Below are 14,439 nucleotides of genomic sequence, written 5' to 3'. Positions count from 1 at the left end.
GGGCGCTTCCTCGTGCTAGGCAGTCCTGAACATTCCCGTTAATCCGGCGGCAGGAATGGGCTCGCCGCAATAGCCGAAGCGATCGTCTGGGCGGCACCCTCTCGCTTGTCATACGTAAAGCGGGCTTCCGGGCCTGATACCGATATTGCGATCGCCGAGCGACCGGAGCCGTGAGACACCGCCACGCATCGAACGCCTTCTTCCTGCTCGGATTCATCACCGGCAAACCCATTCTTTCGAACAGTATCGAGTTCAGCGATGAATTCATCAGGCGAGGTAATCGTTGAAGAGGTGTAGCGCCGCATCCCGGTTCGCTCCAATAGTTTGCGCACTTCGGCATCTTCCCGGTTCGCCAACAGGGCTTTACCGACGGCGGTGCAATGGGGATCGACTCGTCTTCCGACTTCGGTAAACATCCGCATCGAGTACGGACTCGGCACCTGTGCGAGATAGACGATCTTGTCCCCTTCCCGGGCGGCAAGATTGGCTGTTTCCCCCGTTGCGTCTACAACCTGCTGCAAGACGGGAACAGCCCAGCGCTTGGTCACCAACTGCGCTGCGCCGCCGGCCCACATGAGTGTCGGGGCAAGGACGTACTCGCGCCCCGGCGCTTGACGGAGAAGTCCTGTCTCTACAAGTGTCGAGGCCAACCTGTGGACGGTCGCCGCGGCGAGCCCGGTCTTTTCGGCGATGGTCTTGAGTGAGACGATCCCGCCTTCGGACACAACTGCTTCGATGATCGCAACGGCGCGAGTAACCGACTGCACCGTTTCCCGAGTACTCACGAGGGTTTCCTCACTGTTCGAAGAGCTTGGTCCACAAGAAGCTCCGTCGCATCCCGATTGGCGTCCAACCAGCGGATCCGTGTGTCCCGCCTGAACCATGAGCGCTGGCGCCGAACGTAGCGGCGCGTGCCGATAAACGTTCGATGGAGGGCTTCCTCTATGGCGCCCGCAGTTGGTTCGCTGTTTTCGAACTCGTCCAAGAGCTCCAACACTTGCGAATAGCCGATTGCTCGTTGAGCCGTGACTCCATTTCTGAGCCCGTTTCGAGCCAGGTAACGGACTTCTTCGATGAGCCCCTGATCGAACATCTTTCTCGTGCGCTGCTCCAACCGCGCATCGAGTTCGCCTGTCGCCATGTCGAGTGCGATGATCTCCGCGTCCCAACGTGGCTTCCCGATTTTCGGGCGCGATGCAGCGAACGGCTTCCCGGTGAGTTCGATTACCTCGAGCGCGCGGACGGTGCGCCGAGGATCGGTGTCGAGGATGGTCTTAGCGGCTTCGGGATCCTTTTCGGCAAGCTCGGCATGTAGCGCCTGTACACCGATCTCATCGAGTCTTGACTCGTAGCGTCCCCGAACGACCGGATCAGTCTCCGGGAAATTCCATTCGTCGATGAGCGACTGGTAGTACATCATCGAACCGCCGACGACTATGGGCGTCTGTGCGCCTGATCGGACGCGTTCAACGACGTCACGAGCCTCTCGCTGGTAGTCGGCTACCGACGCGGTCTCGGTGACGTCGAGGACGTCCAACATGTGGTGCGGGATCCCTCGACGGTCTGCCTGCGGCACTTTCGCCGTGCCGATATCCATACCTTTGTAGAGCTGCATCGCGTCGAGATTCACGATCTGACCGCCGAGTTCCTCGGCAAGGTTCAGCGCCAGGTCCGACTTCCCCGTTCCTGTGGGTCCAACGATGACGACTGGCCTGGGCGCGTGTTCGTCGGAAGTCGCCCCTTTTGCGCCGGTTGTATGCAGAGCAGCGTTTTGCTTCGCACTCGGGATCGTCCACCCTGCAGCATGATAGCCGACCCCAAAGGGCGCGGAATGAGACGCCGCGCGCGGCGAGAATCCCTCCACGTAGCCGGATAAAAGCGTCCATATGGGCTGCGAGAACCAACCGATCGAAGATGCCGCTGTCTCGCCCAGTTCCGGAAGTCTGCTTGCTCCCTCGACGAAGGCCGAAAGCTCCCGATCCAGCTCCACCGCAGATTCGTCGAGAGGAATTGGTGCCTTCGGTGCAAGAGCGGCCGGCCCGTCGGCCATGAATACCACCACGCCGTCATGTGCATCGATCGTCCGCTGCACCGAACGGACCGAGTTCGCGTGCTCACCCGCGGTGCCGTTGACAGTTATGGTCTTCACATCCATGTCGAGGCCTGCTCGTGCGATCCACCACCAGGCCATAAGGACGGCACCGGGTATCGGAGAAGGGCCGTCCAGCTGTTGATCGGGGCCGGAGGGCCCAACAGCGACCGTTGGCGCGCCCCATCGACGAAGATCGTGGTTGCCGTACTCAATTTCATGGGTGCCTGGGCCCTGGGCCACGACGATTACGCCCCGCGTAGATCCTGCGACGGCGTTCCGAAGAATGCGCACACCGGCGTCGACAAGTGTAGAAACGTCCGCCCACGCCGCACCCGACAGTTCGGGTACTAGAACCGGTGCAGCCGGTAGGAGGACGAATTTTGATGCCACATCTCAAGATTACTAGCCGCGCACGGGAATGCCCTGAAGGGCGGTCTTAGCCGCGTTGAGAAGGGTATCCGAACGACTGGATACGGAATGCTGATCTTGGGCGATGCCCACTTCTAGGCAAACTCCTGCGAACACACCGTCGTACAAGGCAATATTGGCTGGAAAGTCGTGAGATTGTGGTCGCACGTATTTTGGTGGCTAAGCCGCATACTGCGGTCGGAGATCCGCTTCGCGCGGTGGAACGAGGAGAGCAATGTCTGACGTCGACAAGGGTTCGGAGGCTTCGAGGGTTACGGCCGACGTACGGCCAAAGCCCGCCGCGCCGAAGCCCGGGGTTCCTTCTCCTGCAGTTGTGGCGTCGAAAAATTCACCCGGGCACGTTCCCGCCCCCTCCGCCCCGAAGAGCGACCCGAGGAAATGGGGACACGTCGATGAGGACGGAGGCGTCTGGCTGCGCACGAGCGCCGGCGAGCGCCAGGTTGGCTCTTGGCAAGCCGGCAACGCCGACGAGGCTCTCCAGCATTTCGGAATGCGCTTCGACGATCTCGCCACCGAGGTGGTGTTACTCGAGCAGCGACTTGAGACACATCCATCCGATGCACGAAAGACGCGGTCCGCGGCGAAGGCACTTGTGGAGACCATCCCTGAGGCCAAAGTCGTCGGCGACCTGGAGGGACTCGAAACACGTCTCCACGCGATCATCGAGTTCTCGTCTCAGGTCGAGGAACAAGCGCGAAAAGACAAGGCCGCTCACCGTGAGAACGCGATCGCTCGGAAGGAGGAGCTTGCCGCGGAGGCTGAGCAAATCGGCGAGTCTTCCACGCAATGGAAGGTTGCGGGTGACCGTCTCAAGGCGATTCTCGACGAATGGAAAACGATTCGCGGGATCGATCGCAAGACCGACGACGAGCTGTGGAAGCGCTTTTCGAAAGCTCGGGAAGCGTTCAACCGCCGACGGGGTTCTCATTTTGCCGAGCTTGATAGGAACCGGGCCACCGCACGCAACGTCAAGCAAGATCTTGTCGTGCGAGCAGAAAAAATGGCCAACAACACCGATTGGAACGACACCGCTCGCGCCTTCCGGCAACTGATGGATGAGTGGAAGGCCGCCGGCAGGGCTCCGCGGGATGCCGATAATCAGCTATGGGCCCGCTTCAAGAAGGCGCAAGACACTTTCTTCGATGCCAGGCATGCGGCCGCTGCGGAGCGAGATGCCGAATTCGAGTCGAACGCGAAAGCTAAAGAGGCTCTGCTGGCCGAGTACGACTCGAAAATCGATCCCGGCCAAGGACTTGATTCCGCCAAGCGAGCGCTACGCGAACTTCAGGAGCGATGGGAGGCTGCCGGCAAGGTCCCTCGTAATCGGATTTCCGAGTTCGAGTCGCGAATTCGCGACCTTGAAAAACGCGTCGATGCCGAGGAACAGACACAATGGCGACGAAATGACCCGGAGGTCAAGGCGCGTGCTGGGCAGTTCTGGGATCGAGTAACGGCGTTCGAGGATCAGGCGGCGAAAGCCGAAGCCGCCGGCAAGAAAAAGGACGCCGAGAAGTTTCGCTCACAGGCAGAGCAATGGCGGGAGTGGGCGCAGGCAGCCGAGACCGCTGTCGAAGACCGCTAGAAGCCTAGATCGTTCCAAAGAAATAATCCGGCCCCGCCTCCATGCACGGACAGCGGGGCCGAATTAGTTTCTTCGTGCGCCAAAGCTAGGCGATAGCGGGCGCGAACATCGATTTACAGATCTTGGATGCCGCCATCACCATCGGTGCGGCGGTCGTCTCGTTGACGTTCAGCTGCTTCTTTGAGCTTTCGGCTTTCCTCGCGGACGAGCTCTTCGGCCTCCCGTTGCTTCTCGGATTTCGACCAAAGAAGTATCGAGAATGTCACCGCCAAGCAGACGACGAGAATCTCCGACAGGTACAAGCCGATCCCCGGCCCGCCGAAATTCTGAAAATCGGGGTTTGGTCCTCGTCCATCTTGCCGCAGCCAAATGGCCAGTACGCCGTACACCGCGGACACACACGAGGTACACCAGGCAATTCCTGCGGCCCACCAGCGTTGAGTGAAGATAGTGACGGCCCCGAAAACGATGACGCCGACCGAAAATAAGGTGACGAATACGCGAGAGGGCAGCGACAATTCCTGATCCTGTGCTGCCTGGGTCCAGAACAGTACGTCGAGTCCACTGACGCCCTCGCTGTGCGGAAGAAGTTGCACACCGGCGAGTAGGACGATAAGTACGAGTGCAACGAGAAACGGACGTCCCACCTCCACGCGTCCAGCCCAGAACGCATCGGCTTCACGGGACTCCGATTTCGCCTCTTCCAGAGTGGTTCGAACCTGTTGGATCGGGTCCTGCCGATTGTCTTCGTAGCTCAAGGTTCTTGCCGTCACTTTCTGCTGACTGTGCTGATAGTCCTGACCAAAAACGCGATCTTTATTCCGCGCCGGATCGGATGGTGGGCAGACCGAGCCCGACCCCCACCGGTTCGGTCGTCGGCACGATTCCGGCTTCGTAGTGGTCTCCAGCCTTCGTTCGGCGATGCGTGATGACCCCGGAGTCCGCAAGAAGATGGTGTGGCGCCGCCGCCGTCACGTCGACTTCAATGATGTCACCCGGGCGGAGTGAACGATCGATTGCCGCTGCGTAAGCTGGTTTGGGGTCGAAATGGACAAGCCTTCCATCGCGCGCCCGACCGCTCATCCGTGAGGTAGCGAAATTCTTTCGTCCAGAGTCATCAACGATGAGTAGCTCGACGCGGCGCCCAACGACCTTCCGGTTTTCTTCGAGGGTGATACGTTCCTGAAGCTCCAGTAGCCGGTCGTAACGGTCTTGTACGACGGCCTTGGGAACCTGGTCTTCCATCTCGGCAGCGGGAGTGCCCGGACGAGGCGAGTACTGGAAAGTAAACGCACTGGTGAACCGGCTCTTTTCGACAACCTTAAGTGTTTGCTGAAAGTCTTCCTCGGTTTCCCCAGGGAAACCGACGATGATGTCCGTAGTGATGGCTGCGTTCGGAATCGACTCTCGGACCTTCTCAATGATGCCGAGAAACTTCTTCTGGCGATAGGAACGCCGCATCGAACGCAGAACCTTGTCCGATCCCGACTGAAGAGGCATGTGAAGTTGCGGGCACACGTTCGGAGTATCTGCCATTGCGGCGATGACATCGTCGGTGAACTCTGCGGGATGCGGGGACGTGAATCGGACCCGCTCAAGCCCGTCGATCGAGCCACACGCACGGAGGAGTTCCGCAAAGGCGCCCTTGTCTGCCGGCTCATCTGGGTGGATGAACGATCGGCCGTAGGCGTTGACATTCTGTCCGAGCAGAGTGACTTCCAGTACGCCCTCGGCCACTAGCGCTTCCACCTCGGCAAGGACCTCGCCCGGCCTGCGGTCGACTTCCTTTCCACGAAGAGAGGGGACGATACAGAAAGTACAGGTGTTGTTGCAGCCGACGGACACTGATACCCATCCGGCGTACGAGGAATCACGCTTCGCCGGGAGGTTCGACGGAAAGTGCTGTAAGGATTCCGCGATCTCCACGGCTGCTTCGTCGTTGTGCCGAGAGCGATCGAGTAACGACGGCAAGTGGCCCAGATTGTGGGTACCGAAAACAACGTCGACCCACGGCGCGCGATCGACGACGACGTCCTTATCTTTCTGTGCCAGGCATCCGCCGACAGCGATCTGAAGGCGGGGGTTGGCGTCCTTCCACGGCCGCATGTTGCCCAACGTGCCATAGAGACGGTTGTCGGCATTTTCACGCACCGCGCAGGTATTGAACACAACAAGGTCCGGCAATACTCCAGCATCCTCGTCGGCTTCGCCTTCGAAAGGTACGTATCCGGCTTCGTCCAAGACTCCGGACAGCCGCTCGGAATCATGAACGTTCATCTGGCAACCAAACGTTCGAATCTGATAGCGAAGCGGCTCCGCACTTGACTCCGCGGTGTCCCCTTCCGCCTCGCGGCTGCGTTTATCGAAAAGAACCTCGCTCACCTGCGCCGACACTCCTGTTCATCGTGGTCGTATTACCGTGTAACGTTACGCGTGAACCGGGGCCTAGAGAAATTGACGGGCGTTCGCGATCTCGTTGTTGACCACTGACAGGGCTACTCCCGATGAATAGCCACGCCGCTGTAAGAATTCCACCAATCGCCGCTTAACCTTCGTGCGCTGCTCCATTGTGGACAAGTCAGAATTCTCACGCCGTTCGATCCGATGTGCGACGAGCTCGTGCGCACGCGCTCGCTCATCCTCATCGGAAACGTCTTCCAGGGCCTGGCTAATCTGAGCAGATTCCACACCTTTTGCTTCGAGTTCTCGACGAAGCAGCGTTCTAGTCGCGCCTTTGCCGACCGAACGCTGCTCCACCCATTGGCGCGCGAAGTCTGCGTCATCCAGAAGTTGCCACGCGTCGATACGTTCCATTGCCTCCGCGACGGCGGCCTCCGAAAATTCCTTTTCAACGAGCCTGCCATGCAGTTCATGCCTACTTCGCGCACGGAACTTCAGCAGACGCAACGCAGCCTTGGTGGCCTTACTTCCTTCATCCGAAAGCGGAGGTAGCTCCGGCTCCGGCGCGGGCGACTCAATCGCCGCGATGGCAGCCTGGAGCTCCTCGAGGCTTTTCGGTACCGAAGACGACGCGGTCATCTACTTAGAAATCCACCGGAACCACGTCGACCGGAGCGTCTTCGTCTTCCACAGCCGGAGCCTGAGACTCCTCCCCCGGTTCCACGCCGAAACCGAGCTTGGCAAGGATCTTTTCCTGAACCTCGTCGCGTACGGACGGGTTGTCCTTCAGGTATCGACGGACGTTTTCCTTGCCCTGGCCGAGCTGGTCACCGTCGTACGTGAACCAGGAACCGGACTTCTTCACGATCCCGTGCTCGACGCCCATGTCGATAAGCGAGCCCTCCCGGCTAATCCCCTGGCCGTAGAGAATGTCGAACTCAGCCTGCTTGAAGGGCGGCGCGACCTTGTTCTTTACTACCTTGACTCGCGTCCGGTTTCCGACCGCGTCGGCACCATCCTTGAGCGTTTCGATGCGACGGACGTCGAGACGAACGGAGGCGTAGAACTTGAGAGCCTTACCGCCGGTGGTCGTCTCGGGGGATCCGAACATAACACCGATCTTCTCGCGCAGCTGGTTAATGAAGATGGCGGTGGTTCCGGTCGAGTGAAGAGCACCGGTCATCTTCCGGAGAGCCTGGCTCATGAGGCGCGCCTGAAGACCGACATGGCTATCGCCCATCTCACCCTCGATCTCTGCTCGAGGGACGAGGGCTGCAACGGAGTCGATAACGATCATGTCGATAGAGCCCGAGCGAACAAGCATGTCCGCGATCTCGAGCGCTTGTTCACCAGTGTCGGGCTGGGAAACGATCAAGTTTTCCGTATCGACACCGAGTTTGCTCGCGTACTCGGGATCGAGAGCGTGCTCGGCGTCGATAAAGGCCGCGATACCGCCGCCGGCCTGTGCGTTCGCAACAGCATGTAGCGCTACAGTCGTTTTACCCGAGGATTCGGGGCCGTAGATTTCCACGACGCGACCGCGAGGTAGACCGCCGACGCCGAGAGCGACGTCCAACGACAGGGCGCCTGTCGGGATTGCGTCCACCGGGGGACGATTGTCGTCGCCCAGGCGCATGACCGAGCCCTTGCCGAACGCCTTGTCGATTTGTGCGAGCGCCATGTCCAAAGCCTGCTCGCGGCTTGCCGGCTTTGCTTGAGACTTTGCAGCCATTGTTCGTCCTCCACGCTGAATAGTGTGCGATTTCCTATCGTGCCCACACTCTACGAACCGACCCCGACAAAATGGGGACGCTTCTTTGTCCCGTGTGTTCTAAGGCCACGATAGCCAAATGTATGTTCGATTCAAAGAACTATGTTCGGCGTGTTCGAACCCGCGGTCACGTCGCTAATTTCTCAGCGGTAGATCTCCGGCACATCGAATTCGGCGGAGAGAGTCAACCACACCTCTTTGGGTTCGAAACCATCATCTATCGCCTGTTCGGCGGTTCGCCCACCCAGTTCGGTGAGGACGTGTGTACGTACCAGATGGTCGGCTCGCGATGAGCCGAACACCTCGTGCGTCAGCGAATTGAAGTCGCTCAGCGTCATTGCCATATGAACGTACTGAAACCTCGGAAAGCGTTATTCCGGCTGAGCCTGGCCCTGAGCCGGGTTATTGCCGGTTTGGGCTGGGTTCGCTGCAGCGGGGTTGGCCGCAGCGGGCGCGGCCGTTGGCTGTCCGGGTGCGTCCGACTTCATCGAAGCACGAATCTGCTCGAGTCGGGAGTGTCCGGCCATCTGCACCGACGCCTGCTGCACCTCGGCCATGCGGCCCTGGACCGAATTCTCTGCGAGCTCCGCGCTACCAAGCGCGTCTGCGTAACGCTTTTCGATCTTGTCGCGTACCTGGTCAAGGTTCGGCGTCGACGAGTTGTCTTCCATGTCGGTCATCGAACGCAGGGAAGCGCTAACCTGCTCCTGCATCTTGGCCTGTTCGAGCTGGCTGAGGAGCTTCGTACGCTCGGCCACCTTCTGCTGCAGCCGCATGGCATTCTGTTCGACCGCGCGCTTGGCCTGCGCGGCCGCCTGCAGAGACTGGTCGTGGAGCACCTTGATGTCCTCGACATTCTGCTCCGCCGTGACCAGCTGGGCCGCGAACGCCTCGGCAGCGTTCTCGTACTCCGTGGCCTTGGCTTCGTCCCCATTGGCACGAGCCTGGTCGGCCATCTGAAGCGCCTGACGTGTACTGCCCTGGATCTTCTCGATGTCCTCAAGCTGACGCTTGAGCTTCATCTCCAACTGGCGCTGATTCGAAATGACTGCAGCCGCCTGCTGAGAAAGCTGCTGATGCTGTTGCTGAGCATCCGAAATGGCCTGTTGGATCTGGACCTTCGGGTCAGCGTGTTCTTCAATCTTGGAATCGAACAACGCCATGAGGTAGTTCCACGCCTTGCTGAACGGGTTAGCCATCGGAGTCAGTCCTTATTTCTGGTCTATGAGCATTTGGGCGGCGGTGGCTTCCGCCTCGGTCCCGCCTGCATCACGTCGCACTCTACGTTACCGAAAACAGGCGTGCGGACAGCAAGGTGTGCCGCCCAAAAACTTCTATTGAAAAGGGTGTCGCTTAGCCCGGTTGCCCGGCGAGGGCCGCTTCCTGTCCGAGATGATCGGGGGCAAGTTCCGCGACAATCCGGATGAGAAGCTCCCCCAACGAAATATCGAGTGCGCCCGAGATCGCGGCGAGCAACTCGCTCGAGGCCTCCTTGCGGCCGCGTTCGAGTTCGGAGAGATAGCCGGGGCTCACACGTGCATCATCGGCAACGTCCCGGAGTGTACGACCGGACTCAGTGCGAACGGCGCGTAAGACCGATCCGAGGGCTTCACGAAAAAGCCGAGGGCGTACATCTGCAGCCCTTGAGAACGAATGGCCGACTGTATCGACGCTTATGGTCATTTCCTGCATCACCTACTCCAACGCGATCCGACCGCGAAATGTTCCAGAGAACTACGCTCCCCGAAACCGCGCAACGGACCGCTATAGCGCCGACCGCGCCAGATCAAGCCCGGCGAGCGTGGCAGCGGCGCGAATTCGTGCCCTGTCTCCGTTGATCTCCAGCTTATGCACGGTGACCGACATACCGCGAGACAAGCCGAGGAATACCGTGCCGGGGGCCACTCCATCTTGCGAATCGGGACCCGCTACCCCGGTGAGGCCGATTCCGATATCCGCTCCACATCTATCGGACGCGCCCCTGGCAAGTGCGGCCGCAGTCTCCGGTGACACCGGGCCGAATTCGGAAAGTACGTCCTCGGGTACGCCGGCAAGAGTCCTTTTGAGATCGGTCGCATAGACCACGAGGCCACCGCGAAGAACCGCGCTCGCGCCAGGAATGTCCGCTATTGTCGCGGCGAGTTGCCCGGCCGTCAGAGATTCGGCGGTCGCAATCGTGAGCCCCGCGTCCGTAGCACCGGCGACGAGACCGGAGGCCGTGTCGAACAGCACGCTCGTTGTCGGATCATGGGACAGAGGGAGCTCGGTGTAGTCCTGGGCCATTACGTGCCTCCGACGTCATACCTGGGTGTTGCGAGTCCAAATACAGCTTACGCCGGGTTTCCCTGCTGCTTCGCAGCCTGACGAGCCTTGACGAGATAGTCGACTCCCGTATAGACCGTGAGGACCACAGCGACCGCCATGACGAGCCACTCGAACGGCCACACCCAGTACGGGAGCGGCAGGATCAGCAAGCCCACACCGAGCGTCTGTGCCGCGGTCTTGAGCTTGCCGCCGGGGCTGGCGGCGACGACGTAGTCCACCCCGACGAGCCGCCAGATGGTGATGCCGATCTCTCGGACCAGAATGACGATCGTGATCCACCAGAACAGCTCGCCGAGGAGGGAAAGGCCGATCATCGCGGCGGCCATCATGGCCTTGTCCGCTATGGGATCGGCGAGTTTACCGAAGTCGGTGACCAGTCCCCTGGACCGCGCATACCATCCGTCGAACCAGTCGGTTGCCATGGCAACGGCGAATACTACCCACGCACCGATGCGCCATGCGGTGTCCTCTCCGCCGTGGCGGAACAGCACCCACACGAACAACGGGATGAGCAGGATGCGGAGGACCGTGAGCACGTTGGCGAGATTCACCACGGGCACGTCAGGAGTCGAGGACGCTGATTTCACAACTACTACCCTAAGGTAAGTTCCGCTCTCGCCGGACATTCACGACCGGTAGCTGTCCTGAAACGCCCTGCAAGCCGGCGAAAACTAGATCTCTTCGGGAACCCCGCCGTCGTCGTAGTCGTCCTCGTCGCCGGAGGGCAGCGGGTCGTCACCACGGATTGCCCCGAGCACGCCGGCGAGATCCTCGGGCTTGACGAGCACCTGCCGAGCCTTCGACCCCTCGGACGGGCCTACGATATCGCGCGACTCCATGAGATCCATGAGTCGGCCAGCCTTCGCAAAACCGACGCGAAGCTTGCGCTGCAGCATCGAGGTCGAACCGAACTGAGAGGACACCACGAGTTCCACGGCCGCGAGGAGATCGTCGAGATCGTCACCGATATCACCGTCGATCTCCTTCTTGTTGCCGCCCTTCTCTTCGGTGACCGCCTCGTTGTAGTCGGGTTCGGCCTGGTCCTTGGCGGCGTCGACGACCGCCTGGATCTCCTCGTCCGAGACGAAAGCACCCTGCATGCGCAATGGTCGGGGCGCGCCCATCGGGATGAACAGCGCGTCACCCATACCAATGAGTTTCTCGGCGCCCGGCTGGTCGAGAATGACTCGCGAGTCCGTGAGCGAGGACGTCGCGAATGCCAGACGTGACGGCACGTTCGTCTTGATCAGACCGGTAACCACGTCCACCGAGGGACGCTGCGTGGCGAGCACGAGGTGGATGCCCGCGGCGCGCGCCTTCTGCGTGATCCGGACGATCGCGTCCTCGATCTCCTTCGGCGCGGTCATCATGAGGTCCGCGAGCTCGTCGACGACCGCGACGATGAAGGGGTACGGCTCGTACACGCGCTGCGAACCCGCCGGAGCGGAAATCTCACCGGATCGAACCTTCTTGTTGAAGTCGTTGATATGGCGGACGCGGGCAGCCTTCATGTCCTGGTAACGCTGCTCCATCTCCTCCACGAGCCAGGTGAGTGCCGTAGCCGCCTTCTTCGGGGAGGTAATGATCGGCGTGATCAGGTGCGGGATGCCCTCGTAGGGGGTGAGCTCGACCATCTTCGGGTCGATGAGGATGAGGCGCACCTCTTCCGGGGTCGCACGGGCGAGCAGCGACACCAACATCGAGTTGACGAAGCTCGACTTACCCGAGCCCGTTGAACCGGCGACGAGTAGGTGCGGCATCTTGTTCAGTTCTGCGGACACGAATTCGCCCTCGATGTCCTTACCGAGCCCGATGAGCATCGAATTGGTGGACTTCTGCGTCTCGGGTGCCAGCAATACGTCGGCCAGACGCACCATTTCGCGGTCGGAGTTCGGCACCTCGATACCCACCGCAGATTTTCCGGGAATCGGGGTGAGGAGACGGACGTTGTCTGTGGCCGCTGCATACGAAATGGTTCGCGCCAGGTTCGTGATCTTCTCGACCTTGACACCCGGGCCGAGCTCGACCTCGTAACGCGTAACCGTCGGGCCACGGGTGAACCCGGTGACCACGGCATCGACGTTGAACTCGCGGAAGACTGATCCGATCGCCTCGATCATGCGATCGTTGACGGCACTTCGCTGTTTCGGCGGGTCACCGAGCTCGAGCAGGTCCAGCGACGGTAGCTCGTAGGTCTCCCCCGAATTCATGGTCGCGGGGCGCGGAGCCGGACGAGGCGCGGGCTTCGCCGGAGTCGATGACGGCGAGACGCGCTCGGCTCGTGCGGGCTTGCGATCAGGCGCGGACTCCTGCGGAGCCGAGGCCTGACGGCGGGCTGGCGACGTTTCGCGAGCGGCAACACCTTCGGTCGGCGCTGCGGATGCGCCGGCGGCCCCCGCTGCCCCGGCCCCCGCTGCCCCGGCAGCCGCTGCGGCGCCCGCCGCTGCGGCGGTGGCACCGGCGGCTCCGGCCGTATCCGATGCGGCCGAAGTCCCGATACTTGTCGAGGGACGCTGCCGCCCCTGACGGGCTTCAGCTGCCTGCGCTCGCGAGTCGGTCCATGGGTCGCTACGCAGTCGCGGGTCGTCCGCCGCCGGCAGAGTGCGCGTCCGGTTGTCGCGGCCGGGGTAATCGCGTCCAGCCGAGGTCTGCTCCAACTCCCCCGGCGTCTCGTCGAAAAACTCGTCGAGCGCGTCGTCGTCGGCGGAGTCGTTCCTCGCCGTCATCCCCAAACCGAAGAACTGCTTGATACCACCGAGCGCACCGGCGCCTCGGCGACGAGAGGCCGGGACTCGAGCCTGGTCTGGTTCGACGTCGAAATCCTCGTCGGCACCGTCGGCGAAAATCGTCGTCTCGGAATCGTCCGCGAGCCCGGACGCCCCTCCGGGCGCATTGGCGGGGTAGCGGCCGCGAAGACTCGGCGAAGGCGCCGCGTGCGTCTTGGTATCCAACTCGGCACCCGGCGTATCGAATTCGACATCGTCTTCGTCTTCGTCTTCGTCTTGTCGGTCGCCGCTGAAGTAGGAACGGACCAGGCCCGGGATCTCCCGAGCGGGACGACCGACGAGGATCAACACGCCGAAGGCCACGAGCAATACGAGCAGCAGTCCGGCGACGAAGCCGGTGAGCCCTGCTGCAAGGCCGCCACCCACGACGCGGCCGAGGACGCCGCCCGCGTGCTGCACGGAACCGGCATCCGATGGAGAACCGGCGGCGATGTGCCACACGCCGAGCACACCGGTCGTAATCACCACGACGGCGACGAGCCACCGCGCATGCGTCTGCGGGTGCGGCTCACGGACCATGAGCAGGGCGCCCCACACGGCGAGTGCGACGGGAAGAAGAATGGCCGCGGAGCCGATGATGGTGCGGGCGGCGATTTCCACCCACTCCCCGACCGGCCGCGCGGCAGAGAACCACACGGCACCCGCGACGATGATGGCGACGGCGAACAGGACAAGCGCCACGCCGTCACGGCGGTGCGTGGTCAGATCTGCGCGCGGGGTTTCCTCGATCGAGTTGCGCGCGCGTGTCCCCACGGCCCTCATTCCCGATCCCACGCCCTTGGCGGTTCCGCGCCACATCGTCGTCAATCCTCGACCGACGGCCCCGAAGGCACCGCCGGTCCGTTCCGGCTGGGCAGCCCTCGAGCCGCGGGGTGCACTCACGACTGAACCCCGGCCGCTCCTGGCCGAGCGTCCGGAATTCTTATAGGTCTGCGTGGACCCGGAGCTAGCGCGTCTCGGCGTACGTGTCGGGGACGTGTGGGTTCCAAGTGCCATGCGCCCATTCTAAACTCTCTAGTCACATCAGTAACAGTAGGCACGGCCGTACCGCCCG

General features: G+C 61.6%; 12 protein-coding genes and 1 pseudogene. 1 reads left to right on the top strand and 12 read right to left on the bottom strand.

From position 1 onward, the window contains the following. Nucleotides 1-38: 38 nt before the first annotated feature. Both K8V11_RS10845 and miaA read right to left on the bottom strand, forming a co-directional pair. Complete coding sequence (locus K8V11_RS10845) at nt 39-785, bottom strand: IclR family transcriptional regulator (protein WP_303913916.1); 747 nt, start codon at nt 783-785, stop codon at nt 39-41. Beyond that, nucleotides 782-1,762: a tRNA (adenosine(37)-N6)-dimethylallyltransferase MiaA gene (miaA, locus tag K8V11_RS10840; protein ID WP_303913994.1), complete on the bottom strand. Its 981-nt coding sequence runs from the start codon at nt 1,760-1,762 to the stop codon at nt 782-784. Before miaA ends, K8V11_RS10845 begins: the two co-directional genes overlap by 4 nt. Before the next feature lie 973 nt (nt 1,763-2,735). Here miaA and K8V11_RS10835 point away from each other — a divergent pair. After that, nucleotides 2,736-4,103, top strand: coding sequence for a DUF349 domain-containing protein (locus tag K8V11_RS10835; protein ID WP_303913913.1), 1,368 nt, complete (start codon nt 2,736-2,738; stop codon nt 4,101-4,103). A 113-nt stretch (nt 4,104-4,216) separates the two neighbouring features. On the opposite strand, the gene K8V11_RS10830 is transcribed toward K8V11_RS10835, so the two are convergent. From K8V11_RS10830 to K8V11_RS10785, 10 genes and pseudogenes are all read right to left on the bottom strand, one after another. Continuing rightward, nucleotides 4,217-4,861 carry a hypothetical protein gene (locus K8V11_RS10830; RefSeq protein WP_303913910.1) on the bottom strand — a complete coding sequence of 215 codons (645 nt, stop codon included), beginning with the start codon at nt 4,859-4,861 and terminating at the stop codon, nt 4,217-4,219. 58 nt (nt 4,862-4,919) lie between these two features. Further along, a complete protein-coding gene (miaB, locus tag K8V11_RS10825; protein ID WP_303913907.1) occupies nt 4,920-6,497 on the bottom strand; it encodes a tRNA (N6-isopentenyl adenosine(37)-C2)-methylthiotransferase MiaB in 1,578 nt (525 codons plus the stop codon). A gap of 51 nt (nt 6,498-6,548) precedes the next feature. Continuing rightward, on the bottom strand, nt 6,549-7,142 hold the full coding sequence (locus tag K8V11_RS10820) for a regulatory protein RecX (RefSeq protein ID WP_303913904.1): 594 nt from the start codon (nt 7,140-7,142) through the stop codon (nt 6,549-6,551). A gap of 4 nt (nt 7,143-7,146) precedes the next feature. Next, nucleotides 7,147-8,235 carry a recombinase RecA gene (gene recA, locus K8V11_RS10815; RefSeq protein ID WP_303913901.1) on the bottom strand — a complete coding sequence of 363 codons (1,089 nt, stop codon included), beginning with the start codon at nt 8,233-8,235 and terminating at the stop codon, nt 7,147-7,149. 182 nt (nt 8,236-8,417) lie between these two features. After that, the gene (locus tag K8V11_RS10810; RefSeq protein ID WP_303913899.1) at nt 8,418-8,612 is read right to left on the bottom strand and encodes a DUF3046 domain-containing protein; all 195 of its coding nucleotides are present in this window, start codon (nt 8,610-8,612) and stop codon (nt 8,418-8,420) included. A 135-nt stretch (nt 8,613-8,747) separates the two neighbouring features. Continuing rightward, nucleotides 8,748-9,473, bottom strand: a pseudogene (locus K8V11_RS10805) (PspA/IM30 family protein); the annotation flags it as partial. A gap of 154 nt (nt 9,474-9,627) precedes the next feature. Next, complete coding sequence (locus K8V11_RS10800) at nt 9,628-9,951, bottom strand: helix-turn-helix domain-containing protein (RefSeq protein WP_303913991.1); 324 nt, start codon at nt 9,949-9,951, stop codon at nt 9,628-9,630. An 87-nt stretch (nt 9,952-10,038) separates the two neighbouring features. Further along, complete coding sequence (locus K8V11_RS10795) at nt 10,039-10,557, bottom strand: CinA family protein (protein ID WP_303913896.1); 519 nt, start codon at nt 10,555-10,557, stop codon at nt 10,039-10,041. Between the two features lie 47 nt (nt 10,558-10,604). Next, nucleotides 10,605-11,186 (bottom strand): CDP-diacylglycerol--glycerol-3-phosphate 3-phosphatidyltransferase, encoded by a 582-nt coding sequence (gene pgsA / locus K8V11_RS10790; RefSeq protein WP_303913894.1) that lies wholly within the window; start codon nt 11,184-11,186, stop codon nt 10,605-10,607. Between the two features lie 84 nt (nt 11,187-11,270). Continuing rightward, the gene (locus tag K8V11_RS10785) at nt 11,271-14,267 is read right to left on the bottom strand and encodes a DNA translocase FtsK (protein ID WP_303913892.1); all 2,997 of its coding nucleotides are present in this window, start codon (nt 14,265-14,267) and stop codon (nt 11,271-11,273) included. Nucleotides 14,268-14,439 lie beyond the last annotated feature (172 nt).

Origin of the sequence: Dietzia timorensis (genome assembly GCF_020742175.1) — a bacterium.
In the GTDB taxonomy this organism is placed as follows: domain Bacteria; phylum Actinomycetota; class Actinomycetes; order Mycobacteriales; family Mycobacteriaceae; genus Dietzia; species Dietzia timorensis_A.
Note: the sequence above shows the minus strand (reverse complement) of the source record. Positions and strands in the feature narration are given on the sequence as shown.